Genomic DNA, 25,970 nt, shown 5'->3' on the forward strand with positions numbered 1-25,970 from the left:
CACATGGCCCAGGGGTTCAGAGCACCTCGACCAGATGGACGATGGCGACCACCATGGCCACCGTGGTGAGTCCGTAGCCGATCGACAGCAGGGTGAGGGGCTGGCGGATCGCCGCCCCCAGCGTGGCCCAGGTGGGCAGCTTCTCGCGGGGGACGGTGTCCCAGGACTGCTCGGTGGCCTCGGCCCTCGACAGCGCCAGGTGGGAGACGACGATGCCGGGCACCGGGGTCAGCATCCACAGCCACACCAGGCCGGTCGACATCGTCGTGACGTCCACCGCGCCGGTCACCGTGAGGACCACCTCGGCGAGCACCGCGATGGCCGCCAGAGCGGTGAGGACCAGGGCCACCCGGTGGTGGCGGATCGGCTCGGCGTCGTCGTTGAGCATCGTCATGTCCGGAGTCGCGGGGACCACGATCGAACCGGTGTCGTCGGGGGCGGCGGCATTGCCGGCGAGCATTCCCTCACCGAACTGGGAGAGCACATTCTCCTGGTGACCCTCCAGCCGCACCCGGGAGTGCAGGTAGGAGTAGCCGAAGTAGATGACGAAGCCGAGCAGCAGCCACACGACGAATCGCAACCAGGTCTCCACGGCCAGATTGGACATCAGCCACAGGCACAGCACCCCGGAGATGATCGGCAGCACGGGGGAGAAGGGGACGGTGAAACCCCGCTTGAGGTCGGGGAACCGCTTGCGCTGCACCGGGATGGAGAAGCTCACCAGGACGAAGGCGCTCAGGGTGCCGATGTTGATCATCTCGGAGAGCTGGTCGACATCGGCCAGGGCGGCGACGACCGCGACCACGATGCCGCAGATGATCTGCAGCAGGGCGGGGGTGCCGCGGTCGGAGGTGCGCGAGACCCGGCGCGGCAGCAGACCGTCGCGGCTCATCGAGAACACGACGCGGGTGAGTCCCAGCAGCAGCACCATGATGACGGTGGTCAACCCGATGAGGATTCCGATGGTGATGAAGGTGCCGACCCAGTCGGCCCCCACGAGCTTGAATGCGGTGGCCAGGGAGACGTCTTTCTGGGTGGCCATCTTCTTGTAGGAGACCATCCCGGTGACGACGATGGTCACCGCGATGTAGAGCGCCGAGACCAGCGCCAGTCCGCCGAAGATGCCGCGCGGCAGGGTCTTCTGCGGGTCCTTGGCCTCCTCGGCGGTGGTGGCGACGATGTCGAAGCCGATGAAGGCGAAGAAGACCAGAGCGGCGGCACCCATCAGCCCGTAGGCGCCGTAGCGGGTGGGTTCGGCTCCGGAGAGGAAGGAGAACAGGCTCTGGCCCAGCACCCCGGTGGCCGATCCGTTGCTGATGGGCTCGGAGGGCGGGAAGAAGGGGGTGAAGTTGGAGGCCTTCACGTAGAAGGCGCCGGCCACGATGATGAACAGGGTCACGCCGATCTTGATGGCGGTGAGGATCCCGTTGACGCGAGAGGTGAGTTTGGTGCCCAGCACCAGCAGGACGGTGAAGAAGGCGACGATCACCGCCGGCGGCCAGGAGACGGCGACCGAGCCGATGGTGAACTCGGTGGCGATGTTGATGTGGAGGAACTCGAAGACGTTGGACAGGTAGATGCCCCAGTACTTCGAGATGACCGAGGCGGCCATCAGCATCTCAAGGATGAGGTCCCAGCCGATCACCCAGGCGAGCAGCTCTCCCAGCGACAGGTAGGAGAAGGTGTAGGCGGAGCCGGAGACCGGCACCGATGAGGCGAACTCGGCGTAGTTCATCACGGCGAGGCCGCAGATGAGGGCGGCCACCACGAAGGAGATGATCACCGAGGGGCCGGCGTAGAGGGCGGCGGCCTGGGCTCCGACCGAGAAGATCCCGGCGCCCACCGCGACCGCGACACCCATCACGGCGATGTCCATCGCCCCGAGTTCACGTTTGAGGCTGCGTTCCGGGTCGCCGAGATCCTCCTCGACCTGGTGCAACCCTTTTCTGACCAGCAGCGACATTCGCTCGTCCTCCCGTCCTGAGGCCGACCAGTCGTGATCGGCCCAAGGTCAAAAGGCTATCCTCGGCCGGTTCGGCGATGAGACGCGGGGGTCATATCCCGGACATCCGGGCCCCGTGAGCGCCGAGGATCAGCCGAGCCGGCGGGCCAGGTATTGCCCGGTGACGGTGTCGCCGGCGGCCAGCTCGCGCGGAGTCCCGGTGAAGTCGATGAGCCCGCCGTTGTGGCCCGCCCCGGGCCCCAGGTCGATCACCCAGTCCGCATGGGCGATGACGGTGAGGTGGTGCTCGATGACGATCACCGAGCGGCCGGCGTCTACCAGCTGGTCGAGCAGTCTCAGCAGGATGTCGATATCGGCCGGGTGCAGTCCGCTGGTCGGTTCGTCGAGGACGTACAGGCCGCCGTCCTGGGCCATCTGGATGGCCAGTTTGAGCCGTTGCAGCTCCCCTCCCGACAGGGTGCTCAGCGGCTGGCCGATGGTGAGGTAGTTCAGTCCGACGTCCCTCATCCTCGACAGGATCCGGTCGGCCTGGCGGACGGTGGAGTCCGGGGAGCTGAAGAACTCGTGGGCCTGTTCGACGGTCATGTCGAGGACCTGGCTGATGTCGCGTCCGGCCAGTCGGTACTCCAGGACGCCCGGCTGGTAGCGCTTGCCGCCGCAGTCCTCGCAGACGGCGGAGGTGGTCTGCATGAAACCGAACTCGGTGTAGACGACGCCGTTGCCGTTGCAGGTCGGGCAGGCTCCCTGCGAGTTGGAGCTGAACAGTGCGGGTTTGACGCCGTTGGCGGTGGCGAAGGCCTTGCGGATCGGGTCGAGGAGGCCGGTGTAGGTGGCGGGGTTGCTGCGCCGCGATCCCTTGATGGGGGTCTGGTCGATGGTGATCGCCCCGGCACCGGTCGGCAGGCAGCCGCCGATCAGGGAGCTCTTCCCGGACCCGGCGACCCCGGTCACCGCGCACAGCACCCCGAGCGGGATGTCCACCGAGACGTCGCGCAGGTTGTGCAGGTTCGCATGGCGGACGGGGATGGTCCCGGTGGCCGTGCGCACCGACTCCTTGAGGGCGACGGGGGTGGACAGGTGGCGACCGGTGAGGGTGCCGCAGGTGCGCAGGCCCTCGACGTCCCCCTGGTAGCAGATCGTGCCGCCCTCGGGCCCGGCTCCCGGGCCGAGGTCGACGATGTGGTCGGCGATGGCGATGGTCTCGGGCTTGTGCTCGACCACCAGCACCGTGTTCGACTTGTCGCGCAACTGGGTGAGCAGGCCGTTGAGCCGGTCGATGTCGGCCGGGTGGAGGCCGGCGGTGGGTTCGTCGAAGACGTAGGTGACGTCGGTGAGGGCCGATCCGAGGTGGCGGATCATCTTGACCCGCTGGGCCTCACCGCCCGACAGGGTGCCCGAGGGCCGGTTGAGCGACAGGTAGTCCAGACCGATGGCGGAGAAGGCGTCGAGGGCCTCGGCCAGGGAGTCCAGCAGCGGGGCGGCGGAGGGTTCGTCCAGGCAGCGCACCCACTCGGCCAGGTCGCTGACCTGGATGGCGGACAGGTCGGCGATCGACCGGCCGCCGATGGTGGCGCTGCGCGCCCCCTCCGACAGCCGGGTGCCCTGGCACTCGGGACAGCGCGCGAAGGCCACCGCCCGGTCGACGAAGGCCCGGATGTGGGGCTGCATGGCCTCGGGGGACTTGGCCAGCATGGACCGTCGAATCCGGGGGATCAGACCCTCGTAGGTCATGTTGATCCCCTGGAACTTGACCTTGGTGGGCTCCTTGTAGAGGAAGTCGTTGAGCTCGCGCCGGCTGTAGTCGGCGATGGGCTTGTCCGGGTCGAGAAATCCGGACTCGGTGAAGAACCGCACATTCCAGCTCCCGGGCTTGTATCCGGGAATGGTGAGGGCTCCCTGGTCCAACGATCGGGAGTCGTCGTAGAGCTGGCTGAGATCGATGTCGGAGACCGATCCGCGGCCCTCGCAGCGCGGGCACATGCCGCCGGTGACGTGGAACTCCTTGCGCTGCTTGAGTCCCTTCCGGTCGCCGGTCTGGACGGTGAGGGCGCCGGCCCCGCTGACCGAGGCGACGTTGAAGGAGAAGGCCTTGGGGCCGCCGATGTGAGGCTCGGCGAGGCGGCTGAACAGCACCCGCAGCATGGCGTCGACGTCGGTGACGGTGCCGACGGTGGAGCGAGGGTTGGCGCCCAGCCGGCTCTGGTCGACGGTGATGGCGGTGGTGAGTCCCTGGAGCCGGTCGACCTCTGGGCGCGACTGGCTGGGCATCATCCCCTGGAGGAAGGCGGTGTAGGTCTCGTTGATGAGGCGCTGCGACTCGGCGGCGATGGTGTCGAAGACCAGTGAGCTCTTGCCCGACCCGGAGACCCCGGTGAACACTGTGAGCCGACGTTTGGGGATGTCCAGGGTGAGGTCGCGCAGGTTGTTCTCGCGGGCCCCCTGGATCCGGATGAGGTCGTGGGCGTCAGCAGACATGGCGGACAGCCTAGCTGTGAGCAATCTCACAGACTGTGACGCGAGCGCTGATACCGTGCGCGCCATGACCACCAGACTGGAGAACGTCGGCATCGCCGTGCGCGACATCGATGAGGCTGTCGCGTTCTTCACCGACCTGGGCCTGTCGGTGCTTGGCCGGGACACGGTCAGCGGCGAGTGGGCCGACACCGCCGTCGGACTGGATGGCAATCACGCCAGGATCGCGATGCTCCAGACACCGGACGGCCAGGGTCGCATCGAACTGTTCGAGTACATCCATCCGGAGGCGATCGAGACCCAGCCGACCCGTCCTCAGGAGATCGGCATGCACCGCGTCGCACTCCTGGTCGACGATATCGACCGGTCTGTGGAGATCGCCGCCCGTCATGGCTGCCACCCGCTGCGGGGAGTGGCGACCTATCGGGACCTCTACCGGCTGACCTATCTGAGGGGTCCCAGCGGGATCATCGTGATGCTCAGCGAGGATCTGAGGGCCACCCGGTCCATGCACGGCGGGCACGAGGACGAGCACGGCGAGCAGATGGACGAGCACGGGTGAGGTGAGCGCCGGGGGCGGTGGGGAGTGGTCCGCAGAGGGTTCATATATTGGACGGCCATGACCGACATCACACCGCTGCTGCGCAACCGTTGGAGCCCGCGCGGCTACGACCCGGACCACACCCTCTCCTCGCAGGAGGCCGACCTGCTGCTGGAGGCCGCGCGCTGGGCGCCCTCGGCGATGAATCTCCAGCCCTGGCGGTTCATCATGGGTCTGCGCGGCGATCCGGTGCGGGCGCGTGTCGACCGGTTCGTCGTCGGCCACTCCGACTGGGCCCTGGACGCCAGCGCCCTGGTGGTCAACATCTGCCGGTCCGGGGAGGACCACCTGGAGGTCGCCCACTACGACCTGGGCAACGCGGTGGCCGACATGTGCCTGCAGGCCGAGGCGCTGGGTGTGCACGCCCGACAGTTCATCAGCTTCGACCACCGGGGGCTGAGCCAGGAGTTCGGCATCACGGCGCCGTGGACGGCGTTCACCATGACGGCGATCGGCCGGCCCGCCGCCGGCCTGGAGCCGGCGGGCCGCCAGCGCGCGGATCTCTCCGAACTGGTCTGGCCCACCGACTGAGCCGGTGCTCGACTGAACCGGGGCCCGGCTCCGGGACGCAGTCCCGGGTGCCGTGCCCGGCCGACGCCGGTTCGGGAGCGGGTCAGCGCTGCGGGGGCACCGCCTCGGTGCCGGAGTCGTCGACCCGGGTGCGGCGGCGCACCACCAGCCAGCACACCCCCAGGAGGATGAACCACAACGGCGTCATCTCGAGGGCCTCGAGGGTGTCGGGCTGCTGGGTGAGAAGCACCAGCACGAAGGCGAAGAAGGCCAGCACCACCCAGCACATCACCCGTCCTCCGGGCATCGGGTAGACCGACGTCCGGTGCGCCTGGGGATGGAGCTTCCGGTAGCGCAGGTAGCTGATGAGGATCATGCTCCACACGAAGATGAACAGCACCGAGGCCACCGTCGTCACCAGGGTGAAGGCCTCCATGATCGACTGGGAGAGAGTCAGCAGCACCGAGCAGCCCACCAGGACGACGGTGAAGATCAGACCCCAGGTGGGCACCCCGGACCGGCTCAGCCGGCCGAACCGCGCCGGGGCCATGCCCTTGTGGGCCAGCCCGAAGAGCATCCGCGAGTTGGAGTAGATGCCCGAGTTGGCTCCGGAGGCCGCCGAGGTGAGCACGACGAAGTTCATCACGGTGGCGGCCGCCCCGAAGCCGATCAGTCCGAACATCTGGACGAAGGGGGAGGAGTCGGCGTGCACCTGGTCCCAGGGCGTCACCGACATGATTCCCAGCAGAGCCAGCACGTAGAACAGCAGAACCCGGATCGGGACCGCGTTGATGGCCCTGGGCAGGGTCTTGACCGGATCCTTGGTCTCGGCGGCGGTGGTACCCACCAGCTCGATGCCGACAAAGGCGAAGACGGCGATCTGGAATCCGGCGAACAGTCCGGTCCAGCCCGCAGGCATGAACCCGCCGTGGGTCCACAGGTTGGAGACGGCCGCACGGTGGCCGGCCGGCGACTGGTAGTGGATCACCACGAGCACGATGGCGGCGACGATGAGCACCGAGATGGCGATCACCTTGATGATGGCGAACCAGAACTCCAGCTCCCCGAAGAGTTTGACGGTGAGCAGATTCAGACCCAGCAGGAGGAGCAGGGTGCCCACCGCCAGGGCGACGGCCGCGCCCTTGGAGTGGACCCAGTAGTCCCAGTAGCTGGTGACCCCGATGAGGTCGGCCATCCCGGTGGCGATCCAGCACAGCCAGTAGGTCCAGCCGAGGAAGAACCCGGCCCAGGGGCCGAGCAGGTCGGCCGCGAAGTCCTGGAAGCTCTTGTACCTGAGGTTGAACAGCAGCACCTCGCCCATCGCCCGCATCACGAAGAACAACATGATGCCGATGACCAGGTAGGCCACCACGATGCTGGGACCGGCGGTGTGGATCGTCTTGCCCGATCCCATGAACAGGCCGGTCCCGATGGCACCGCCGATGGCGATGAGCTGGATGTGGCGGTTGGACAGGTTGCGGCGCAGGTGGTCCGGGTGGGAGCTGTCCCGCTCGGGTGATCCTGACTGTCCGGCGTCCGCGTTGTGGGTGGTGGTCTGGGGGCTGCTCACTGACCGATCACCACTCCCGAGGACCGACGGTCCGCGCTGTTTGTCGATCGTCCGTACCCCGGGCGTCCATGCCCTGTTGCTCCACACATGGGGCCAGTGTTCGCTCTGGGCGCGGTGAGGTCGACCGGGGTCCACATGCTGGGAATGTCGGCGGGACGGCACTTCTCGTGTGGTGGACCGGTGACGGGGCGGATACCGTCGAGGACGTGACGACTCAGCCTTCCCACCCCCGTCCCCGGGATCCGGACTCCTCCGAGGGCCCCGGCACACCTCCGGCCGGGGCGGTCACCCCCGCCCGGGAGCAGTTGCTGAAGGTGCTGTGGGGTCTGGAGATGGAGCAGGGGCTCCGGGTCACCAACTCGTTGCTGGCCCAACATGCCGGACTGCACACCTCCACGGTCTCCGACGCGGTGCGCCGGATGGCCGAGGACGGCTTCGTCGAGCACCACCGCTACGGTGCGGTGGCGCTCACCCCCGCCGGTGAGCAGATCGCGGTCCAGGTGGTGCGCCGCCATCGTCTCCTGGAGACCTTCCTGGTGAGCAGCCTCGACTACACCTGGGATGAGGTCCACGAGGAGGCGGACGTCCTGGAGCATGTGGCCTCCGACAAGCTCATCGAGCGCATCGACGAGAAGCTCGGGCACCCCTCCCGGGATCCTCACGGGGACCCGATCCCCGACTCCTCGGGCCGGCTCCCGGCCCTGTCGCGGGGCACCTCGATCGTGAAACTGGAGCCGGGGGCGACCGCGGTGGTGAGTCGGATCCGCAGTGACGACGCCGAACTGCTGAGGTACTTCTCGGTCCTGGGACTGGGGCCGGGAACCCGGGTGGAGATTCTCGTGCCGCCGCCCTTCACCCGCGACGTCCGGATCCGGATCGACGGGGGAGCGCCGGTGGTGCTGGGGGAGCCGGCCGCCGAGGAGGTTCTCACCGATCCGATCGACGGCCCCCGGGGGCGCGGCTGATCCGCGGCCCGACCTGTGCTGACCGCCCCGCAGGTCGTGTCCGGACAGTCTTCAGTCGACCCGCACAGTCTCGGCCGGCCTGCACAGCCTCAGTCGACCCGCACAAGTCTCAGCCGGGCCGGCCCGGAGGGACTGCCGCGGAACCTCAGAACAGGCCCGACAGGGTCTGCCAGATGAGCTGGATGTTGAGGACGGTGAGCACCGCGGTCGCCAGCCAGCCGAGGATGACGGCCCACTTGCGGTTGGCGAACTCGCCCATGATCTTCTTCGACGAGGTGAACCAGACCAGCGGGACCATCGAGATCGGCAGGGCGATGCACAGGAAGACCTGGGAGTACACCAGCAGGTTGTCCAGCGCCGCCTCCTCGCCGCCGAAGATGATGGTGCAGATCACGACCGGGATGATGGCGATCACACGGGTGACGACCCGGCGCAGCCACAGCGGGATGCGCATCTTGATGAATCCCTCCATCACCACCTGCCCGGTGAGGGTGCCGGTGATCGTGGAGTTCTGGCCCGAGGCCAGCAGGGCGACCGCGAAGAGGATGCTGAGCACCGGGCTGGCGACTGCTCCGGCGATCTTGGAGTCCTTGAGGGCGTCGAAGACCGAGCCGAGGGTGCCCAGGTCGGATCCCCTGCCGTAGAACATCGCCGCGCCGAGCAGGAGCAGCAGGGTGTTGATGACGAAGGCGACCGACAGCTGCAGGTTGGAGTCGATGGTGGTGAAGCGAACCGCCTGTCGCTTGGACTCCAGCGAGGTCCGATCGTAGCTGCGCGACTGGACGATCGCGGAGTGGAGGTACAGGTTGTGCGGCATCACGGTGGCTCCCACGATGCCCAGCGCCATGGTGAGCTGACCGCTGTGGGTCAGCGAGGGGGAGGGGAGGAAGCCGGTGAGGATCTGCGGGATGTCGGGACGGGCGAGGATCACCTGGTAGACGAAGATCACCATGATGGTCGCGATGAGGACCACCACCAGGGCCTCGATCTTGCGCATCCCCACCTTCAGCAGCAGAAGCAGCAGGAAGACGTCGAGGACGGTGACGATGACGCCGATCGTCAGCGGGATTCCGAAGAGCAGGTGGAGGGCGATCGCGGCGCCGATCACCTCGGCGATGTCGGTGGCCATGATCGCCAGCTCGGTGACGATCCACAGCGCGAAGCCGAGTTTGCGCCCGGTGTGGGCGCGGGTCGCCTGGGCCAGGTCCATTCCGGTGACGACGCCCAGTTTCGCCGACATGCACTGCAGCAGCATCGCGACCAGGCTGGACAGCAGGACCACTGACAGCAGGACGTAGCCGTACTGGGCTCCGCCGCCGATCGACGTCACCCAGTTGCCGGGATCCATGTAGCCGACGGCGACCAGGGCGCCGGGTCCGAGATAACTGGCCAGGGTCTTGGCGAACCCTGCCCCGGCCGGGGGTACCGGCACCGATGCGTTGATCTCTCCCAGTGAGATGTCATCGGACGGTCGGATGATCCGTCGTGGCTTCTCCAAGACTGGTGCCGATCCTGTTCTGCCGATCATGGGCCGTCCTCCCCGGAACTACCTTTCCGGATATCAGTATCATACTTTTCGTTATCTAAAGAAAAATTGTTTGATACTCCAAACAATGCCTGGTGCCGGCGGCCTCCAGACGGGCCGGAGAGTCCCCGCTGGGCCGATCCGATCCCCTCCGGGAGGGGCAGGGGACGTCGGGGCGGGGATGGGCGACAATGGGTGGGCAAGGATCGGCACCGGAAGCGAGGAGGCGACCATGGTGCTGGGCAGAAGGAGGGCCGGGCAGGCAATCAACATCTACTTCGACATCGACGGGGTGCTCAATCTCTACGGCCGCGATCCGCGACCGGACTCTCCCGACGACCAGGACCTGTGGGGGTCCTACCGGAGCCAGTCGATGATGGTCACCTACTCTCCCGACATGATCGAGCGGCTCAACACGGTTCTGGAGGATCCCGAGGTGACTCCCTACTGGCTCACCACCTGGGAGTCGCAGGCCGGCTGGTTCGGGGCCCATGTCGGACTGCGGGACGCCCGCGAGTGGACCTGGCTGCCGGCTGTGGGGATGAGTTCGGCCGGTCAGTGGCAGAAGTTCGCCAGCATCAGGCGGCACGTGCGCACCACCCGGCCGTCGATGGCGATCTGGTTCGACGACGACCTGGCGATTCAGGACGACGCCCGGGCCTGGGCCGATCGGACCGGGTTCGTCCACGCCCAATCCCCGGAGCCGCGAATCGGATTGCGTCCCTCGGATGTGGACCGCCTCGCGGACCTGGTCGGTTCGGCCCGCTGACCCCGGGGCCCTCACCACTCCAGGTCGTTGGCAGATGGTGCGGCCTCGGTAGTGTGAGAGTCGGCTCCGGCCCCCGACGCCGTCCGCGCCGTTCGGAGCTGTTCGGAGCTGTTCGGAGCACAGACGGCGTCCGGTGAGGGATGCCGGACTCTGCAACGAGGAGAGAGACACCATGTTCAAGGGCCTGCTCATCGAGAACGACGAGGCCGGATATCGCACGAGCCTTCAGGACATCGACGAGCAGCGGCTGCCCGCGGGCGATGTCACGGTGCGGATCGACTTCTCGGGTCTGAACTACAAGGACGCCCTGGCCATCACAGGGAGGGGGAAGATCGCACGGGTCTTCCCGATGATTCCCGGTGCCGATCTGGCCGGGGTGGTGGAGGACAGCACCCATCCCGACTACCGGACCGGGGACCGGGTGCTGGTCAACGGCTGGGGGATGGGAGAGCGGCACTGGGGAGGGCTGGCCCAGAGGGCGCGGGTCGACGGAGACTGGCTGGTGCCTCTTCCCGCCCGGTTCACCCCGGAGCAGGCGATGGCCATCGGGACCGCCGGTTACACCGCCATGCTGTGCGTGATGGCGATCCAGCGGCACGGGGTGACTCCCGGGGACGGTGATATCGCGGTCACCGGCGCCTCGGGAGGGGTGGGCGGGGTGGCGATCGCCCTGCTGTCCAGCCTGGGCTACCGGGTGGTCGCGATCACCGGGCGTCCCCGGGAGAGCGACTACGTCACCGCGCTGGGGGCCTCGGAGATCCTGGACCGCGCCGAGTTCGCCGGCCCAGGGAAACCGCTGGCCAAGGAGCGCTGGGCGGCGGCGGTCGACGTGGTTGGCAGCCACACGCTGGCGAACCTGTGCGCCGGCACCCGACGCCGGGGGATCGTGGCGGCCTGCGGTCTGGCGGGGGGCATGGATCTGCCCGCCACCGTCGCACCCTTCATCCTGCGGGGAGTGACCCTTGCCGGAATCGACAGTGTGATGTGTCCCCGGCAGGAGCGGATGGAGGCCTGGCGACGGCTCGGCACCGATCTGGATCTCGCCACACTGGGCGAGATCGCCCACCAGATCGGTCTGGACGAGGCCATCGAGGCCTCCAGCCGGCTGCTGGACGGCACGGTGCGCGGCCGCGTCGTGGTCGACGTCAACCGGTTCTGAGCGGACTCACTGGCCGGCGAAGGGCCGCACCTCCACGGCGGAGCGGCAGGCCTTCGAGGCCTGTGCCGCCAGGTCCACCGCGGTCTGGATGTCGGGGGTCTCCACCACCCAGAACCCGCCGATGTACTCGTTGGACGGCGCGAAGGGACCCTCGGCCACCCTGGTGCCGCCGGCCCGCCCGTCCACCGTCCGGGCGGTCTCGGGAGGCTCGAGGCCCCCGACGAAGACCAGTGCGCCGCTGGCCGCCAGCCGGTCGTTGAAGGCCCCGGTGTCTGCGAAGGCCTGGTTCATCTCCTCCTCCGAGTCGTAGGCCAGGTACTTCCTCGTGCCGTTGTAGACATCGGCGCTGTGGTGGACGGACAGCAGATAGCGGGGCATGGGGTCTCCATCGACGGGCCGGCCGTCGGCCGGGTTCGAGGGAGTGTAGGACGGCGCGGGCTCAGCCTCGAGCCCGGCGGGCGGGGATCGGTGGGGAGACCTGTGACCCCTCGCCGCTAGGCTTCGAAACGGAAGAGGTGATCAACGATGAAGATCGGTATGCGTACCCTCTCACTCACCAAGTCGTTGAGGGCACGGACCACGGGTCGAGCCACCCGGGCGGTCAAACGGGCCATCATTCCCGGCTACGGGAAGAAGGGGATGGGCTGGATCAAGGATCCGAAGCGGGCGGCGAGGAATGCCGTCTACCGGCGCACGACGTTCAGCGTCTGGGACCTGTTCAAGAAGTAGATCCGGTCCGGACCGATGAGCGAGGATGCCGTCCACCCCAAGATCGACGTCAAGAAGACGATGGCCGGATACCGGGCGCCCAGGGGGACCTTCGCCCTGGTGGAGCTGGCGGACCAGCGCTACCTGATGATCGATGGCCGGGGCGACCCCAACACCGCTCCGGCCTACGCCCGGGCGCTGGTGGCCCTTTACCCGGTGGCCTACGCGCTGAAGTTCGCGAGCAGACGCGAGCTCGGACGCGACTACGTGGTGCCACCGCTGGAGGGGCTGTGGTGGGCCGACGACATGAACTCCTTCACCGGGGTGCCCGACAAGAGCCGCTGGCAGTGGACGATGATGCTGATGGTGCCCGACTGGATCGGGTCCGGGATGGTCGACGAGGCGGTCGCCAGAACCGCCGACAAGGCAGCCGGGGAACGGCTCGAGGGTCTGCGTGAGGTACGCCTCCAGACCCTCTCGGAGGGCCTGTGCGTCCAGACCCTGCACCTCGGATCCTTCGACGACGAGGGTCCGGTGCTGGAGCGGATGCACGACGTCTTCATTCCCGAGCACGGCCTGCAGATGACCGGGCGCCATCACGAGATCTACCTCAGCGACCCCCGCAGGGTGGCGCCGGAGAAGCTGAGGACGATCCTGCGCCAACCTGTCCTGCCACGCTGAGCTGTCCTGTCACGCTGGATTCGCGCCAGCGCCGACCGGACGCGGCGGGGACGCACGGTGGACGCATTGCCCGGTCGGTGAGGAGCCACTTAGCATGAGCGACACCGCGGGACGGTGGTGGGGACGCCGACCCGCAGCAATGATCCAGCTCGCCTCATGAGGATGTGCGATGAAGAAACTCGGTCTCGTCGGTGGCACCGGCCCCGAATCCACGGTGCTGTACTACCGGCGCATCATCGAGGGGATCGGTGAGCGCGAGGGGTCCCGGGTCATCCCGAAGATCACCATCGACAGCCTGAGCCCCTTCGAGGTCTTCGACATGTTCGAGCACCCTCGATTCGACGACCTCACCGGATACCTGCTGGCCTCCATCGAGAACCTGGCGGCCGCCCATGTCGAGGTCGCCTCCTTGACCGGCATCACCCCGCACGTGGTGTTCCCCGACCTTCAGGCCGCATCCCCGGTGCCGCTGGTGAGCGCCATCTCGGCCACCTGCGACGCCGCGGTGGCGGCGGGGTACACCCGGATCGGACTGCTCGGCACCGAGTTCACGATGCGCGAGCACTTCTTCGGCGACGCTTTCGCGGCGGCCGGCATCGACGTGGTCGTCCCCGAGGAGGCGACCCTTCGCCTGGTCCATCACCGGATCGAGAGCGAACTGGAACTCGGCAGAGTGAAGGACTCCACCAGGCAGGAGTTCCTCGGAATTGCCGACGAGATGCACCGCAAGGACGGCGTCGAGGCCATCATCCTGGGATGCACCGAACTGCCCCTGCTGTTCACCGGCATGGACGTCGAGGTGCCCCTCCTCGACGTCGTCGAGCTGCACACCCGAGCGCTCATCGACGCCATCTGACCCTCGTCTCACCTGGCCGGCTGTGCTGGCCGATACTTCAGCGCGACTGCTCCCGAGCGAAACTCTGTGCGGTCGACCAGTTCGAGCTCGATGCGGTGGCGCAGACCGGCGAGCAGGGTCGGGCCGTGACCGGCCAGGACCGGCTGGACGACGAACTCGTACTCGTCGATGAGCCCCAGGTCGGCCAGCGCCAGGGGCAGCGTGACACCGCCCACCGAGATCTCCGTCCCTGATCCCTGCTTGAGTCGGCAGACCGCCTGCTCCAGATCGCCCACCACCAGCTCGGCATTCCAGTCGACTGTGTTCAGGGTGCTCGAGACGACGTACTTCCTCGTCTGGTCGATCGCCTCGGCGAACGGAATCTCCCACTCGTCCATCCAGTCGGGCCACTGGCCGGAGGCCGGCCGACGCCAGGCCTGCTCCATCATCTGGTAGGTCACCCGCCCGAAGAGCAGGGCATCGGCCCGCTGCATCTGCGCCGTCCAGTAGCCCATCGACTCCTCATCGGGCGGCAGACCCGCCTCGTGGTGGCAGCAGCCGTCGAGGGTGGTGTTGATCGAGTATCGGAGCGGTCTCATGGGAGTCCTCCAGGCGGGTGGATCAGGCAGGCGGGTGGATCAGGCAGGGGGGTGGATCAGGCAGGCAACGATACGAGCCGAGGTTCCAGGACACTCCGCACGCTGATCCGGTGCCCCGGTCCCCGGTCACAATGGACGCCAACCACAGTCGTGCGGCGCGATGGGAGCAGGACGATGACGTCGAACTCGCTGGACAAGCCCTGGAGACGCAGCGGACGTGCCGGCTACGCCCTGAGGAGGGTCCGGGCCCTCCTGCACCCTCCGGTCTCGGTGTACGAGATGTCCGCCGATGTGCGCAAGGACCAGGACGTGGAGGTGCGGCTGCGCGACGGCGTCACCCTGCGACTGAACCTGTTCCGCCCGGCGGGGCGCAGCGACCCGCTCCCGGTGATCGTGTCGGCGCACCCCTACGGGAAGGACGCCGTCCCCAGAAGACGGCGCGGACGATGGTCGCTCAACCCGCAGTTCCGCATCATGAATCAGCCGGCGCCGCTGAAGATCTCGGACCAGACCAGCTGGGAGGCCCCCGATCCTGTCTGGTGGGCGCAGCAGGGATTCGCGGTGATCAACCTGGACGTGCGCGGGGGAGGGCGCTCCGAGGGCAGCGGACGGCTCTTCTCCGACCAGGAGGCCGATGACATCGCCCAGGTGATCGAGTGGGCGGCGGCCAGGCCGTGGTCGAACGGGAGGGTCGGGATGCTGGGGGTGTCCTACCTGGCGATCTCCCAGTACAAGGTCGCGGCGCTGGGTCCGCCCGCTCTGCGGGCAATCTGCCCCTGGGAGGGGTTCACCGACGCCTACCGCGACTTCTTCACCCCCGGCGGGGTCGTGGAGAACGGTTTCGCCCGCGTCTGGCTGTTCCTCAGCTCCCGGGTGGCCAGACTCGAGGGGGGTGTCGCCGCCGAACGACGCCGTCACCCACTGCGCGACCAGTGGTGGCGGGCGATCACCCCCGACCTGGCGCGGATCCGGGTGCCGATCCTGGTGTGCACGAGTTTCTCCGACGCCAACCTGCACAGTGCCGGATCGATGCGGGCCTTCCAGCAGGCCGGCTCCCGGCATCGTCACGCCTATGCCCACCGCGGCCCCAAGTGGGCGACGTTCTACTCCCAGCAGGCGAGGTCCTGCCAGCTGGCGTTCCTCAACCGGTATCTGCGCGGGGAGGACGTCGCCGAGCCGCCGCCGCTCCGGCTGGAGATCCGGGACCGGGGCGATCACATCGTCGAGGTGCGCGACGAGCAGGAGTGGCCGCTCGCCCGGACCGAGTGGCGGCGGCTCCACCTCGCCGGCGACGGCACCCTGCGCCAGACCCAGCCCGGAACCGGTCGGACGGCGTTCGACCTGAGGCGAAACGCGGCGAGGTTCGACCACCGGTTCGACCAGGACACCGAACTCAGCGGCCCGATGACCCTGCGGTTGCAGGTGGCGACTCGGGGGGCGAGGGATCCTCGGCTGTTCGTCGCCGTCGAGAAGTGGGCCCAGGGCCGCCCCGTGCCGTTCGAGGGGTCCTACGGCTACGGGCGCGACCACATCGCCCAGGGACGCCTCCGACTGGCGGTACGGGAGATCGACGAGAGGCTGAGCACCGCCCATCAGCCCGAGCACGCCTTTGACAGGCTGGTGCCGGTGCGCGATGGCGAGGAGATGGAGGTGGTCATCGCCCTGACTCCCTCGGCGACCCTGTTCCACGCCGGGGAGAGCCTGCGTCTGCTGGTGTGCGGCCGCTACCCGCAGCCGCGCAACCCGCTGTTCGGGCACTTCCCCACCCGCTACGAGCCGAGCCGCGGTGGAATCGCCGTCATCAGCTGGACGCCCGACCGGCCCTCGACCCTGGAGATCCCCGTCATCCCGGCCCGCGCCGTGGTGCCGGGTCGGTGAGCGGTAGCACCCCGGCTCACTACACTCCCGGCATGCGGATTCGACCCACCGACCTCGTGGACGTGTTCGTCTACCTCGTCGTGCTGGGAGTGTTCATCCAGCTGTTCCCCGCGGTCCTCTCGGAGTCATTCCTGATCGCCCTGCTCACCGCGGTGCTGCTCAAGGCCGTCCTGGAGGTCGTCCTGCTCGTGAAGCGGCGGATCGTCGGGCGGATCCGGAACGGTCGCGAGAGATGGATCCGGGTGCTCAACGTCCTGGCGCTGATCCTGGTCCTGCCGGGCAGCAAGTTCGTGGTGCTCGAGCTGGTGGACTGGGCCTTCGGGGACGCGGCCTCACTGGGAGGGTTCGTCCCGGTGACTCTCCTCATCGTGGTGCTGATGCTGGCGCGCGGCGGTGTGCGGAAGCTGTTCCCGGAGACCGGCGCACAACCTCAGGAGTGATCGGGCCCGGTGGCCGGCCTCCGGGCCGTGCGGATCAGCCGATGGCGGTGAGCCGGGTGACGTCGTCGAGAGGAAGCTCGTCGACGGTGGCCCTCACCTGCTGGTCGGTGACGGTGGCCCGGCCGTGATGGATCGAGAGGAAGGCGATGTCGGCGGCGTCGTCGCCGGTCGCCATTCTCACGAAGGACTGCCGGGGTCCGAGAGCGGTGGCGTCGACCACGTGCCAGCCGCCGTCGATGCAGGCCTCCGCCACGGCGTGGAAGTCCATCGGGTCGATCCCCGGCGCGTACACCCCGACCACGCGTGCCGGGACGTCGAGGGCGCGCAACAGTGCGACCACCAGGTGGGCGTAGTCGCGGCAGACTCCCTGGCGCGACAGCAGGGTCGCGGTGGCTCCGTCGGTGGGCTGGGAGGAGCCGGGGACGTAGCTGAGCCGGGTGCCGACCCAGGAGCTGACGGCGGCCAGCAGGTCCTGGTGGGGCACGTCCTTGAACTGCGCCAGAGCGGTCGGTGCCAGGACGTCGGACTCGCAGTACCGCGAGGGGCGGAGGTATCTCAGGGTGTCCCACCGGGTCACCGGGGCGGGTGGGATGCGTCCGGTGATCGTGGCGGTGTAGTCGATGGTCAGCGGGCCGACGGGTGCCTCGATGACGTGCACCCTGGTGCCGTGCTGGACGAGGATCTCGTTGGGGGCGAGGTCGCCGGCCCCGCCGTTGACGGTCAGCGTCTCGGTGGCGGCGCCGGCATCCAGGTAGTCCTGGGCGACGGCGATCTCCAGCACCAGGGTGGCGGGCTCGGTGACGTCGATGGACAGGTGGGCGGAGACGGAGCGTTGCATGGGCGAAGTCTTGCAGATCTGCCCCGCTCGGGACTCCATCGATCTCAGCCGAGCGGATCCGCCAGCCGCCAGCCCTCGGCCATCACGGCGTCGATCAGCTCGATCGACGCGCGCACCCTGTCCCGGAGGGATCCGCGCACCTCTGTCCAGGGGGTCTCCTGGCCGGCCAGCACATCGCGGAACCGCTGCTGCATGTCGTGGCGCAGGTGCTCCCCGTCGCGCATGCCGTCCTGGACGAAGGGGATCTCGTCGCCGGTGAGCAGGTACAGGTCCGGCTTCCATCGGCTGGCCAGCTCGGTCACCGAGGGGGAGCTGACGCCCAGGTAGCGCTCGTGCCAGATCGAGGTGGCCCGCACGTCGGTGTCGCTGATGACCAGCGGGATCGGCGCGGTGGCCATGGCATCGCGCTCCTGGCGCCGGTGCTCGGCGGCGATGAGATCGAACTCGGCGGTGTGCCAGGGTGCCTCCAGGCCGCCGGGGCGGATCTGCGACCACGTCCTGCCGTACTCGGGCACCCACCTGGTCCGGTAGTACCCGGCCAGTGCTCGGGCCAGGGTGGTGCTGCCGGTCGACTCGGCCCCCAGGACCACCACTCGGCGGCAGAACCACTGGCGGACCGCTGGTGACAGCGCCCACCAGCAGCCGGCGGGGTCGGCGCGCACCGCGGTTCCCGAGGTCGGCAGCGAGGCCCGACCGGGATCGACCCGGACCCACCGGGCATCCAGCCGCCGGGCCAGTTCGGCCCCGTAGTCATCGGAGGTGAACACCGCGTCGACCGGCGTCTTCAGCAGCGACTCGATGACCCCCATGTGCTGATCCCAGGCGGCCGGCGAGTCGAAGTCGACATCGGCCTCGTCCATCGCGGCCACGACGTCGAGCATCGGGAACCTCTCGGCCACCCAGTCGCGGCGGACCTGGAGGGGGACCGACTCCCGGGAGGACCCCAGCACCTGGACGGTGACCTGCTCGCAGCGGGCCGCGGCGGCGCAGATGAGGTGTTCGTGGCCGGCGTGGAAGGGATAGAACTTGCCGAGCACCAGGCCGTGACGGAAGGAGGTCATGCCGCCACCTTCTCGCGCTCGGTGCGGGCAGTTGCACTCTCCTCGCGCAGGGTGGCCCGCCACTGCGCCACCCCGACGAAGCACATCGCCAGGAACAGTCCGTAGAGACCGGCGGTGAGATAGAGCCCCTTGTAGGCGTAGAGGCCGATGTAGATGGCGTCGGCGCAGATCCACAGCAGCCAGTTGCCGATCCACTTGCGGTTCAACATCACCTGCGCGCCCAGCGACAGGGCGGTGGTGGTGGCGTCTCCCCACGGCACGGTCGAGTCGGTGTGGACCGACAGCAGTGCCCAGATCGCCCAGGCGCCTCCGGCCACCGCGACCCCGATCGCGGGCCAGGCCCAGGCCGGGGTGCGACGAACCACCAGGTGGCTGCGATCCTGCCCGCCGCGCAGCCACCAGTACCAACCCAGCCCCCCGAGGACCAGGTAGAGCACCTGGAGCCAGGCGTCGGCGTACAGGCCCGAGCCGATGAACAGGATGAAGAAGAAGACGTTGTTGGCCATGCCGACGGGGAAGTTCCAGATGTTCTGGCGCACGGCCAACCACACGCACACCGCCCCGGAGACGAAACCGAGGATCTCTGTCCAGTTCATGAGCTGCTCCTTTAGCGCAAGATTCGCCTAACTCGTGAGGAGACTGTAACCCCGGGATGGAAGTTTGCGCAACAGTCGCCTAATCTGGCCTCATGAAGAAGCCGCAGGATCGCGACCGCCAGGGTGCGTACTGTGACGAGTCCGGTCGCACCCTGGCGGACTATCCGCGTCCCTCGGTGGCCGTCGACACCGCGGTCCTCACCGTCGAGGACGGCCGGCTGTGCGTGCTGCTGGTGCGCGGCCCCGACGGCTGCGAGGGCCTGCCGGGGACCTTTCTCCATCCCGGCGAGACGCTGGCGGACGCGTCCCTGCGGGCCCTTCGCGACAAGGCCCAGGTGGAGGGGCTGGCCCCGCACCAGTTGAAGGTCTTCGACGATCCGGACCGCGACAGTCGCGGCTGGGTGCTGTCGGTGGCCCATCTGGACGCGGTGCGGGCCGATCTCATCCCGCTCACCGATCGCAGCGATCTGGTGCCGGTGGACGAGTGCCCCCCGCTGGCCTATGACCACACCGCGATCATCGCCCATGCCGCGGCGGTCCTGCGCGACGGGTACCGACGTCTCCCCGATCCCTGGCGGCTGCTGGAGCCCAGCGAGGAGGGTGTGACGATCCGCGACCTGCGCCTGCTGCACGAGCAGGTGCTGGGGGAGAGGCTGGTCCCCGACACCTTCAGGCGCACCATGCTGCCGGGTCTTCGCGGGACCGGGCGGGTTCGCCGCGGCACCAGAGGAAAACCCGCCGAGCTCTACCGGATCGATCGCCGCTGATCGATCTGTGGGGCGTCCGCGGGAATGTTGGAGGCCTCCGCTCGACCCGGATCAGGTCGCAGCACTCGCTGTGGATGTGAGGATCGCTGTGGCAGGATAGGCCGACGAAGGGGAGTAGCTCCCGATCCCTGAGCTGGCGCTGCCGAGCGGCGCAGACCCAGGTCGAGCGATGCGTCGACACAATGGCAGGCCTGTGAGCCTGCCCGGTGCATCACCTGCGGCATGCGGGCGGGCGAGACCTTCGACCGCTCACCGCTCAGGACCCTGTGTTGGCCCCGGGGCAGTGATGACCGAAGGAATGCCATGCCTCGGGCCGTTACCCAGTCGCACTCACACGCCCTCGCACGCTCGAAGCACAGATGGCGCCGCTATCTCGCGGACGAGCGCGCCGAGGCCGCGATGTACCGGTCCCTGGGGCGGCGTCGCCAGGGCGAGGAACGCGAGATCCTAATGGCCCTGGCAGACGCCGAGAAGCGCCACGAGCAGCACTGGCTCGACCTGCTCGGCGATGAGGTCGGGCGCCCCCTTCGCCCGGCCCTGCGCACCCAGGTCCTGGGGCTGTTGGCGAAATGGTTCGGTTCGGTCTTCGTGCTGGCACTGATGCAGCGGGCCGAGGCGCGCTCCCCGTACTCCAAAGATCCCGATGCGACCCCGAAGATGGCTGCCGACGAGCAGCTGCATGAGGAGATCGTCCGCGGGCTGGCCGAACGCGGACGCAAGAGACTCTCGGGATCCTTCCGGGCGGCCGTCTTCGGGGCCAATGACGGGTTGGTGAGCAATCTCTCGCTCATCCTGGGGGTCGGTGCCAGCGGCGTCTCCACGCATGTGATCCTGCTCACCGGTGCCGCCGGGTTACTGGCCGGAGCACTGTCGATGGGTGCCGGTGAGTACGTCTCGGTGCACTCCCAGCGCGAACTCCTGGAGGCGTCGCGGCCTAATCCTGCGGTGCTCAAGATCATTCCGATCCTTGCCGTCGGCAACAACGAGCTGGAGCTGCTCTACCGCGCTCATGGCATGAGCGAGGAGCAGGCCAGGGCTCGGGCCCATCTCGTGCTGGAGGAGCGCACGGCCGACTCCAGCATCATCCTCGATCAGCCCGAGGACGTCAGCCACGAGGAGATCGGCACCGGAATGGGAGCCGCACTGTCGAGTTTCTGCTTCTTCGCCTCGGGCGCGATCATCCCGATCTTCCCGTACCTCTTCGGGGTGTCAGGGATGCCGGCAGTGTTCACCGCCGCCGGGCTGGTCGGTATCAGCCTGCTCGGCACCGGTGCGGTCGTCGGGCTGCTGTCTGGCGCGTCACCGGTGAAGCGGGCGCTGCGCCAGCTCGCCATCGGGTACGGGGCAGCTGCCGCCACCTACCTGCTGGGGATGCTGTTCGGCACCGAGATTCACTGACTGCCGGGCCGGGTTGCGGAGGGGGCGCCGGCCTGTCGCAGGATTTTCTCCATCTTCCTGCCCCTGGCGAGCTCATCGACGAGCTTGTCCAGGTAGCGGACCTGCTGCATCACCGGATCCTCGATCTCCTCGACCCGGACCCCGCAGACTGTTCCGGTGATGAGCGAGGCATTCGCATTGAGGTCGGCGCCGGCGAAGAACTCCTGGTAGGTCATCTGGTCGGAGGCGAGCCTGTCGATCTGGGCATCGTCGTAGCCGGTGAGCCAGCTGATCACCTCGTGCAGTTCGGACTCGGTGCGCCCCTTGCGCACCACCTTGTTGAGCAGCAGCGGATAGACCGATGAGAAGGTCATGGCATGGACTCGTGCGAGGGTCTTCGGGTCGGTCCTCATGCGGTGAGCCTACCGAGGGGGGTGCCCCTTCGCCGCTCTGGCCAGAGCTGTCATCGTGAACGGACCGGGTCCGACCCGATCGAACAGCGCCGCCCGCACCGCCTGCTGAGAGGGGGCGCTCAGGGCCTTCAGGTAGCTGCCCGCCGGCCCGATGCCCTGGTCGAACCCGGCCCACAACTCGTCGAAATCCCACACGGCGGCGGCCGAGATGCCGCCGGCGCGCAGGACCCGCGCCTGTTCGGCAGCTGCCGCCGGGGGGTCGCCGACGAAGTGCAGCACGAGTTCTGACAGGGCTGCGTCGACCGAGCCGTCGTCGAACGGCAGGTGCTCAGCGGCACCGGTACGTACGTCGACGCCGGGGTTCCGCCTGGCGCACGCGGCGGCGAACGGCCGCGAGGGATCGCACGCGACGACGTTGGCGGCACCCACCAGGCGGACCAGTTCGGCCGTCAGAGCGCCGGGTCCGCAACCGACGTCGAGCACCTGGTCGGTTGACCCGACCCCGACGAAGGAGACGAACTGGGTCGCCAGCGGAGTGGAGTACCTGCCCATGAAGTTGTCGTAGGCCTCGGCGGCGACGTTGAACCCGCCCGCACCCGATGGTTGCATGGTTCCTCCCGCAGATTTCCGTCGGCGTCACCGAACCCGGCACACGTCCACGGCGTCGATGTACTGGGACACCAGGAACCGGCATCCTCCCTCGTCGGAGGTCGGTTCCTGGTCTCTCGAAGGGGTCAGGATACTGCTGCGAGGGGCGATCTCGGCCGTCCCGCCGACGCCCTGAACCAAGTCGAGGCGAGTCTCTTCTCGGAGCGTGTCAGGGCTTCAACTGGCGATCGTGATGTTCGCTTGTGCGAGGGCGTTGGTACCGGTCGGGGTGAGTCGCACGGCGCGGGTGGTGCCGATGCGCTCGATCCAGCCCTGGGCGAAGAAAGTGCGACACAGGGCGTTCCCGGCGGGACCGGCGAGATGGTAGTGGCGCTCCGTGGAGTCCATGCATGTTCGTGCCCGGGTCGCCTCGGCCTCGGGGACTCCCCACTCGGCGAGGAGGGCACGGCCCGCGTCGGTCGGCTGCCAGGCGCTGTCAAGGAGGCGACGCTCCTGCATCTGAGTGGTCAGGCCGGTACCCAGCCTGCCTGCGAGGTGTCGGTAGCAGGTGCGTCCAGCCAGGAGTCGTTCGTGTGCGGTCGTGGCGCGCAGGCTCGGCGGAGTGGGCACCGTGTCTCTCGCGATGACGCCCAGGTCCTCGATTGCTCGCGCGACGCGTTCCCCGGCGAGGTGGAGATAGCGGTGCCGGCCTTGCCGGACCTCGGTGACCAGGCCGCGAGCGACCAGGAGAGTGGCGTGCTCGCTGGCGGTGGATCGGGCGATGCCGCAGTAGGTGGCGAGTTCGCCAAGGGTCCAGGCACGCCCGTCCATCAGCGCCGCGCACATCGCGGCGCGCGACGGATCGGCCAACGCGGCGGCGGACGCCGCGATGTCCGGCACTGCCTCGGGAAAGCTGCGACCACTCACCCCTCCAGTATGAGCGGGGAGAAGGTTCGACTCCCACCGAACTCTCGGCAGACCAGGATCGAGGAGACGGGCAGCGAACGGGAGGACAATCGTGGCGGTAGTCGAGAAGCGGCGCGCAGCAGCGACTGGCGGTGTACTGGCGGGCTTCTTCATCGTCATGCTCGACACGACCATCGTCAACGTCGTCCTGCCGGACATCGGTAGCGATCTCGGCGCGAGCGTGTCGGGGCTGCAATGGATCGTCGACGCGTACACGCTGGTGCTCGCTGCGTTGCTGCTGACAGCTGGTGCTGCCTGCGATCGGCTCGACACCAGAACCGTGTACGTGTTCGGGCTCGGCTGGCTCGGGCTGATGTCGATCTGCTGTGCGCTCGCCCCGACGACGCTGCTGCTGGTCATCGCCCGCGCACTGCAGGGAGTCGGTGCGGCGGCGATCATTCCCGGCTCGCTCGCCCTGCTGGCGCAGCTGTTCCCCGAACCCGGCAGGCGCGCACGCGCCATCGGGCTCTGAGGCGGGGTGGCTGCCGCCGTCGGACCGGTGATCGGCGGCTTCCTGGTCTCCGTCATCGGGTGGCGCGTCGTGTTCTGGGTGAACATCCCGGTCGTCGTGCTCGCCTGCTGGGCTGCCCTGCACGACATCGCCGCGCGGCCGGGCAATGCGCGTAGGGGGCTCGACCTGCCCGGTCTGGCGCTGTCGGTGCCGGGCCTGGCCGTCATCACCTGGGCGGTGATCGCCGCCGGTGAGCACGGCTGGATGCTCGCCCCGGTCTTCGGCCTGGCACTCGGGGTGCTGGTGCTGGCGGGCTTCGTGCTGGTCGAGCATCGGGTGCCCGCCCCGATGCTGCCCCTGAGTCTGTTCCACAGTGGCCGCTTCTCCGTCGCCAGCGTGGTGGGATTCGCGCTCAATGTCAGCTTCTTCGGGCAGCTCTTCGTGCTCTCGCTCTTCTTCCAGCGATACCTCGGCTACGAACCGTGGCTGGCCGGACTCGCGCTCGCACCGCAAGCCTGTAGTGCCGTTGTCGGCTCCCCGCTCGGCGGGCGCGCCTCAGCCAGGTTCGGACCGTTCCCGGTCATGCTGATCGGCCTTCTGGTCGGTGCGGTGGGATTCGGTGGACTTGCCTTCGTCTCTGGCGCGACCGCATATCCGATCATCGCGGCCCTGTCCTTCGCCGGAGGACTCGGCATGGCATTCGCCATGCCCGCTGCCACGGCGGCGGCCGTCGCAACAGCACCCGCCGAACTCGCCGGTACCGCAAGCGGCGTCATCAACACCGCCCGACAGACCGGCACCGTGATCGGCGTCGCCACTCTCGGCACCTTCGCCACCGGGAGCAGCGGCTTCCTGCCCGGCTTTCAACGCGCCGTCACCGGTGCGAGCCTCGTCTTCCTCGTCGCCGCCGTCCTCGTCGCAGTCACACTGGCCCGGCACCGGCGTTCCAGTGGACTGCTCGGTGCATCTCGGACGTGCCCGAGGGACACCGAGCAGTCCAACTCATGAACCAGGCGCTGTTGAAGACGATATGCGTCGACAAGGACAACGAGGCACGCGTCGGTTGACGTAACCGGTACGACGGGCGGAGCCTCTCGGGAGCTGCATGTCGACGCACCGAGCTGGGCCGCCGCAGGCAGAGAAAGAGGGCCAGGTGAGAATCTGAGACCAAGCGTGGACCCTTGGTCGAAAGTTCAAACCTGACCCATCTGGGGTGGATAACGGGACTTGAACCCGCGACCCCCTGGACCACAACCAGGTGCTCTACCGACTGAGCTATATCCACCATCTGCCCGACAAGCTCCGGGCAACTCGGAGAGAATATCGAACCCCCGAGATCCTTGGCAAATCCGTGCGGGTCCACCGGGACGCGCACGGTGCCAGGTCAGTCGGCGGTGCGACCGGCTCCGGTGAGAGCCCCCTGGCACCTGGCGGCGATGGTCCTGGCAGTGGCGGCGTCCGGCCCCGGGGCCGGCACCATGAGCGCCGCGCGCCAGTACATCAACTCCTCGATCGACTCCTCGATGTCGGCCAGCGCGCGGTGGTTGCCCTGCTTGGTCGGGGAGTTCCGGTAGGCGGCCGGGTACCAGCGCTTCGCCAGCTCCTTGATGGAGGAGACATCGACATTGCGGTAGTGGGTGTACCCCTCGAGCTCGGGCATGTCCTTGGCCAGGAAGGACCGGTCGGTCCCGATGGAGTTGCCGGCCAGCGGGGCCTTGCCGGCCTCGGGCACCCACTCCTTGATGTAGTCGAGGACCTGCTTCTGGGCCTCCTCCATCGACATCCCGGAGTCCAGCTCGTCGAGCAGTCCCGAATGGGTGTGCATGCCGCGCACGAAGTCGTTCATGTGCTCCAACCACTCCGGCCTGGGGCGGATGATGACGTCGACCCCCTCACCCATCACGTTGAGGTCACCGTCGGTGACCAGGGCGGCCACCTCGATGAGCCCGTCATGGGCCAGGTCGAGCCCGGTCATCTCGCAGTCGATCCACACCAGCATGTTGTTCACGGGCAACCAGCCTACGTCGACGCGGCATGTCGCCCCGACGGCGTCATCCTCTAGACTTGCCGCGCTGGCCCGGTAGCTCAGCGGATAGAGCAGCAGCCTTCTAATCTGTCGCGCGTGGGTTCGATTCCCACCCGGGCCGCCACATCCTCACCCTCCCCGTGCCTGGGCGGCTGATAGGCCGGTACCCCCGGGGCCGAACGTCGATCGCCGATCGCTCCCGGGCGAGCGGT

25 protein-coding genes, 2 tRNA genes and 1 pseudogene are annotated in these 25,970 nt (G+C 68.3%); 14 read left to right on the forward strand and 14 right to left on the reverse strand.

Translation table 11 applies throughout. The annotated features are described in order from the left end of the window. Positions 1-16: 16 nt before the first annotated feature. Positions 17-1,963, reverse strand: a complete 1,947-nt coding sequence (locus tag FEZ32_RS08970; RefSeq protein ID WP_138680444.1) for an APC family permease — start codon at positions 1,961-1,963, stop codon at positions 17-19. A 129-nt stretch (positions 1,964-2,092) separates the two neighbouring features. Beyond that, positions 2,093-4,438 carry an ATP-binding cassette domain-containing protein gene (locus FEZ32_RS08975; protein ID WP_138680445.1) on the reverse strand — a complete coding sequence of 782 codons (2,346 nt, stop codon included), beginning with the start codon at positions 4,436-4,438 and terminating at the stop codon, positions 2,093-2,095. A gap of 64 nt (positions 4,439-4,502) precedes the next feature. Between FEZ32_RS08975 and FEZ32_RS08980 the strand changes: the two genes are divergently transcribed. Both FEZ32_RS08980 and FEZ32_RS08985 read left to right on the forward strand, forming a co-directional pair. Beyond that, on the forward strand, positions 4,503-4,997 hold the full coding sequence (locus FEZ32_RS08980; RefSeq protein WP_051238087.1) for a VOC family protein: 495 nt from the start codon (positions 4,503-4,505) through the stop codon (positions 4,995-4,997). Positions 4,998-5,054: 57 nt separating this feature from the next. Then, positions 5,055-5,567 carry a nitroreductase family protein gene (locus FEZ32_RS08985; RefSeq protein ID WP_028702259.1) on the forward strand — a complete coding sequence of 171 codons (513 nt, stop codon included), beginning with the start codon at positions 5,055-5,057 and terminating at the stop codon, positions 5,565-5,567. Between the two features lie 82 nt (positions 5,568-5,649). Here the strand turns inward: FEZ32_RS08985 and FEZ32_RS08990 are convergent, their stop codons facing one another. Beyond that, positions 5,650-7,032: an amino acid permease gene (locus FEZ32_RS08990; protein ID WP_036980773.1), complete on the reverse strand. Its 1,383-nt coding sequence runs from the start codon at positions 7,030-7,032 to the stop codon at positions 5,650-5,652. A 290-nt stretch (positions 7,033-7,322) separates the two neighbouring features. Between FEZ32_RS08990 and FEZ32_RS08995 the strand changes: the two genes are divergently transcribed. After that, positions 7,323-8,081 carry a metal-dependent transcriptional regulator gene (locus tag FEZ32_RS08995; RefSeq protein WP_175415768.1) on the forward strand — a complete coding sequence of 253 codons (759 nt, stop codon included), beginning with the start codon at positions 7,323-7,325 and terminating at the stop codon, positions 8,079-8,081. Positions 8,082-8,226: 145 nt separating this feature from the next. Here FEZ32_RS08995 and FEZ32_RS09000 read toward each other — a convergent pair whose 3' ends face one another. Beyond that, positions 8,227-9,579, reverse strand: a complete 1,353-nt coding sequence (locus FEZ32_RS09000; protein WP_244937839.1) for an Nramp family divalent metal transporter — start codon at positions 9,577-9,579, stop codon at positions 8,227-8,229. A 259-nt stretch (positions 9,580-9,838) separates the two neighbouring features. Here FEZ32_RS09000 and FEZ32_RS09005 point away from each other — a divergent pair, with 259 nt between their 5' ends. Both FEZ32_RS09005 and acuI read left to right on the forward strand, forming a co-directional pair. Continuing rightward, complete coding sequence (locus FEZ32_RS09005; RefSeq protein WP_126412793.1) at positions 9,839-10,375, forward strand: HAD domain-containing protein; 537 nt, start codon at positions 9,839-9,841, stop codon at positions 10,373-10,375. A gap of 172 nt (positions 10,376-10,547) precedes the next feature. Beyond that, entirely contained in the window at positions 10,548-11,534 is a 987-nt protein-coding gene (acuI, locus tag FEZ32_RS09010; RefSeq protein ID WP_028702262.1) for an acrylyl-CoA reductase (NADPH), read from the forward strand. Positions 11,535-11,540: 6 nt separating this feature from the next. Here acuI and FEZ32_RS09015 read toward each other — a convergent pair whose 3' ends face one another. Next, positions 11,541-11,912, reverse strand: a complete 372-nt coding sequence (locus FEZ32_RS09015) for a YciI family protein (RefSeq protein ID WP_028702263.1) — start codon at positions 11,910-11,912, stop codon at positions 11,541-11,543. Positions 11,913-12,071: 159 nt separating this feature from the next. Here FEZ32_RS09015 and FEZ32_RS09020 point away from each other — a divergent pair, with 159 nt between their 5' ends. The 3 genes from FEZ32_RS09020 to FEZ32_RS09030 all read left to right on the forward strand — a co-directional run bounded on the left by FEZ32_RS09020 (position 12,072) and on the right by FEZ32_RS09030 (position 13,779). Beyond that, complete coding sequence (locus tag FEZ32_RS09020) at positions 12,072-12,263, forward strand: hypothetical protein (protein WP_338028417.1); 192 nt, start codon at positions 12,072-12,074, stop codon at positions 12,261-12,263. A 15-nt stretch (positions 12,264-12,278) separates the two neighbouring features. Further along, entirely contained in the window at positions 12,279-12,923 is a 645-nt protein-coding gene (locus FEZ32_RS09025) for a GyrI-like domain-containing protein (RefSeq protein ID WP_028702265.1), read from the forward strand. 169 nt (positions 12,924-13,092) lie between these two features. Then, positions 13,093-13,779, forward strand: coding sequence for an aspartate/glutamate racemase family protein (locus tag FEZ32_RS09030; RefSeq protein ID WP_138680448.1), 687 nt, complete (start codon positions 13,093-13,095; stop codon positions 13,777-13,779). Between the two features lie 8 nt (positions 13,780-13,787). On the opposite strand, the gene FEZ32_RS09035 is transcribed toward FEZ32_RS09030, so the two are convergent. Then, positions 13,788-14,357: a dihydrofolate reductase family protein gene (locus FEZ32_RS09035; RefSeq protein ID WP_138680449.1), complete on the reverse strand. Its 570-nt coding sequence runs from the start codon at positions 14,355-14,357 to the stop codon at positions 13,788-13,790. 174 nt (positions 14,358-14,531) lie between these two features. Between FEZ32_RS09035 and FEZ32_RS09040 the strand changes: the two genes are divergently transcribed. Continuing rightward, on the forward strand, positions 14,532-16,235 hold the full coding sequence (locus FEZ32_RS09040; RefSeq protein ID WP_028702268.1) for a CocE/NonD family hydrolase: 1,704 nt from the start codon (positions 14,532-14,534) through the stop codon (positions 16,233-16,235). Positions 16,236-16,267: 32 nt separating this feature from the next. Further along, positions 16,268-16,675, forward strand: a complete 408-nt coding sequence (locus FEZ32_RS09045; RefSeq protein WP_028702269.1) for a hypothetical protein — start codon at positions 16,268-16,270, stop codon at positions 16,673-16,675. Between the two features lie 34 nt (positions 16,676-16,709). Here the strand turns inward: FEZ32_RS09045 and FEZ32_RS09050 are convergent, their stop codons facing one another. From FEZ32_RS09050 to pnuC, 3 genes are read right to left on the reverse strand one after another with little or no spacing between them, the layout of a single operon-like run. Continuing rightward, positions 16,710-17,513: a transglutaminase-like domain-containing protein gene (locus FEZ32_RS09050; protein WP_028702270.1), complete on the reverse strand. Its 804-nt coding sequence runs from the start codon at positions 17,511-17,513 to the stop codon at positions 16,710-16,712. A gap of 44 nt (positions 17,514-17,557) precedes the next feature. After that, the gene (locus FEZ32_RS09055; RefSeq protein WP_138680450.1) at positions 17,558-18,574 is read right to left on the reverse strand and encodes an AAA family ATPase; all 1,017 of its coding nucleotides are present in this window, start codon (positions 18,572-18,574) and stop codon (positions 17,558-17,560) included. Further along, the gene (pnuC, locus tag FEZ32_RS09060) at positions 18,571-19,170 is read right to left on the reverse strand and encodes a nicotinamide riboside transporter PnuC (RefSeq protein WP_097828227.1); all 600 of its coding nucleotides are present in this window, start codon (positions 19,168-19,170) and stop codon (positions 18,571-18,573) included. The genes FEZ32_RS09055 and pnuC overlap by 4 nt, the downstream gene beginning before the upstream one ends. Positions 19,171-19,262: 92 nt before the next feature. On the opposite strand from pnuC, the gene FEZ32_RS09065 reads away from it, so the two are divergent. Together FEZ32_RS09065 and FEZ32_RS09070 are read left to right on the forward strand one after the other, a co-directional pair. Next, positions 19,263-19,937: an NrtR DNA-binding winged helix domain-containing protein gene (locus tag FEZ32_RS09065; protein WP_028702273.1), complete on the forward strand. Its 675-nt coding sequence runs from the start codon at positions 19,263-19,265 to the stop codon at positions 19,935-19,937. Positions 19,938-20,240: 303 nt separating this feature from the next. Continuing rightward, positions 20,241-21,335 (forward strand): VIT1/CCC1 transporter family protein, encoded by a 1,095-nt coding sequence (locus tag FEZ32_RS09070; RefSeq protein ID WP_217496594.1) that lies wholly within the window; start codon positions 20,241-20,243, stop codon positions 21,333-21,335. Here the strand turns inward: FEZ32_RS09070 and FEZ32_RS09075 are convergent. From FEZ32_RS09075 to FEZ32_RS09085, 3 genes are all read right to left on the reverse strand, one after another. Beyond that, positions 21,329-21,727, reverse strand: a complete 399-nt coding sequence (locus FEZ32_RS09075; RefSeq protein WP_051238090.1) for a DUF2200 domain-containing protein — start codon at positions 21,725-21,727, stop codon at positions 21,329-21,331. The two genes, FEZ32_RS09070 and FEZ32_RS09075, sit on opposite strands and share 7 nt — an antisense overlap. A gap of 9 nt (positions 21,728-21,736) precedes the next feature. Further along, complete coding sequence (locus tag FEZ32_RS09080; RefSeq protein ID WP_138680451.1) at positions 21,737-22,336, reverse strand: class I SAM-dependent methyltransferase; 600 nt, start codon at positions 22,334-22,336, stop codon at positions 21,737-21,739. Positions 22,337-22,552: 216 nt separating this feature from the next. Next, the gene (locus FEZ32_RS09085) at positions 22,553-23,242 is read right to left on the reverse strand and encodes an ArsR/SmtB family transcription factor (RefSeq protein ID WP_138680452.1); all 690 of its coding nucleotides are present in this window, start codon (positions 23,240-23,242) and stop codon (positions 22,553-22,555) included. A 157-nt stretch (positions 23,243-23,399) separates the two neighbouring features. On the opposite strand from FEZ32_RS09085, the pseudogene FEZ32_RS09090 reads away from it, so the two are divergent. Further along, positions 23,400-24,740 (forward strand): annotated as a pseudogene (locus FEZ32_RS09090) (DHA2 family efflux MFS transporter permease subunit). Positions 24,741-24,941: 201 nt separating this feature from the next. Here the strand turns inward: FEZ32_RS09090 and FEZ32_RS09095 are convergent. Both FEZ32_RS09095 and orn read right to left on the reverse strand, forming a co-directional pair. Further along, positions 24,942-25,017 (reverse strand) — tRNA-His (locus tag FEZ32_RS09095). Between the two features lie 99 nt (positions 25,018-25,116). Continuing rightward, on the reverse strand, positions 25,117-25,731 hold the full coding sequence (gene orn, locus FEZ32_RS09100; RefSeq protein WP_244937979.1) for an oligoribonuclease: 615 nt from the start codon (positions 25,729-25,731) through the stop codon (positions 25,117-25,119). A gap of 75 nt (positions 25,732-25,806) precedes the next feature. Here orn and FEZ32_RS09105 point away from each other — a divergent pair. Then, a tRNA-Arg gene (locus FEZ32_RS09105) sits at positions 25,807-25,882 on the forward strand. Positions 25,883-25,970 lie beyond the last annotated feature (88 nt).

Source organism: Acidipropionibacterium jensenii (assembly GCF_005890135.1).
GTDB classification, from domain to species: domain Bacteria; phylum Actinomycetota; class Actinomycetes; order Propionibacteriales; family Propionibacteriaceae; genus Acidipropionibacterium; species Acidipropionibacterium jensenii.

Excerpts from the sequence above, each read along its gene's own strand:
- FEZ32_RS09030 (WP_138680448.1), top strand. The coding sequence starts at position 13,093 with ATGAAGAAACTCGGTCTCGTCGGTGGCACCGGCCCCGAATCCACGGTG.
- FEZ32_RS09040 (WP_028702268.1), top strand. The coding sequence starts at position 14,532 with ATGACGTCGAACTCGCTGGACAAGCCCTGGAGACGCAGCGGACGTGCC.
- FEZ32_RS09080 (WP_138680451.1), bottom strand. The coding sequence starts at position 22,336 with ATGCAACCATCGGGTGCGGGCGGGTTCAACGTCGCCGCCGAGGCCTAC.
- FEZ32_RS08985 (WP_028702259.1), top strand. The coding sequence starts at position 5,055 with ATGACCGACATCACACCGCTGCTGCGCAACCGTTGGAGCCCGCGCGGC.
- pnuC (WP_097828227.1), bottom strand. The coding sequence starts at position 19,170 with ATGAACTGGACAGAGATCCTCGGTTTCGTCTCCGGGGCGGTGTGCGTG.
- FEZ32_RS09075 (WP_051238090.1), bottom strand. The coding sequence starts at position 21,727 with ATGAGGACCGACCCGAAGACCCTCGCACGAGTCCATGCCATGACCTTC.
- FEZ32_RS09065 (WP_028702273.1), top strand. The coding sequence starts at position 19,263 with ATGAAGAAGCCGCAGGATCGCGACCGCCAGGGTGCGTACTGTGACGAG.
- FEZ32_RS09005 (WP_126412793.1), top strand. The coding sequence starts at position 9,839 with ATGGTGCTGGGCAGAAGGAGGGCCGGGCAGGCAATCAACATCTACTTC.
- FEZ32_RS09045 (WP_028702269.1), top strand. The coding sequence starts at position 16,268 with ATGCGGATTCGACCCACCGACCTCGTGGACGTGTTCGTCTACCTCGTC.
- FEZ32_RS09015 (WP_028702263.1), bottom strand. The coding sequence starts at position 11,912 with ATGCCCCGCTATCTGCTGTCCGTCCACCACAGCGCCGATGTCTACAAC.
- FEZ32_RS08975 (WP_138680445.1), bottom strand. The coding sequence starts at position 4,438 with ATGTCTGCTGACGCCCACGACCTCATCCGGATCCAGGGGGCCCGCGAG.
- FEZ32_RS09020 (WP_338028417.1), top strand. The coding sequence starts at position 12,072 with ATGCGTACCCTCTCACTCACCAAGTCGTTGAGGGCACGGACCACGGGT.
- orn (WP_244937979.1), bottom strand. The coding sequence starts at position 25,731 with ATGCTGGTGTGGATCGACTGCGAGATGACCGGGCTCGACCTGGCCCAT.
- FEZ32_RS09025 (WP_028702265.1), top strand. The coding sequence starts at position 12,279 with ATGAGCGAGGATGCCGTCCACCCCAAGATCGACGTCAAGAAGACGATG.
- FEZ32_RS08980 (WP_051238087.1), top strand. The coding sequence starts at position 4,503 with ATGACCACCAGACTGGAGAACGTCGGCATCGCCGTGCGCGACATCGAT.
- acuI (WP_028702262.1), top strand. The coding sequence starts at position 10,548 with ATGTTCAAGGGCCTGCTCATCGAGAACGACGAGGCCGGATATCGCACG.
- FEZ32_RS08970 (WP_138680444.1), bottom strand. The coding sequence starts at position 1,963 with ATGTCGCTGCTGGTCAGAAAAGGGTTGCACCAGGTCGAGGAGGATCTC.
- FEZ32_RS09070 (WP_217496594.1), top strand. The coding sequence starts at position 20,241 with ATGCCTCGGGCCGTTACCCAGTCGCACTCACACGCCCTCGCACGCTCG.
- FEZ32_RS09035 (WP_138680449.1), bottom strand. The coding sequence starts at position 14,357 with ATGAGACCGCTCCGATACTCGATCAACACCACCCTCGACGGCTGCTGC.
- FEZ32_RS09050 (WP_028702270.1), bottom strand. The coding sequence starts at position 17,513 with ATGCAACGCTCCGTCTCCGCCCACCTGTCCATCGACGTCACCGAGCCC.
- FEZ32_RS09055 (WP_138680450.1), bottom strand. The coding sequence starts at position 18,574 with ATGACCTCCTTCCGTCACGGCCTGGTGCTCGGCAAGTTCTATCCCTTC.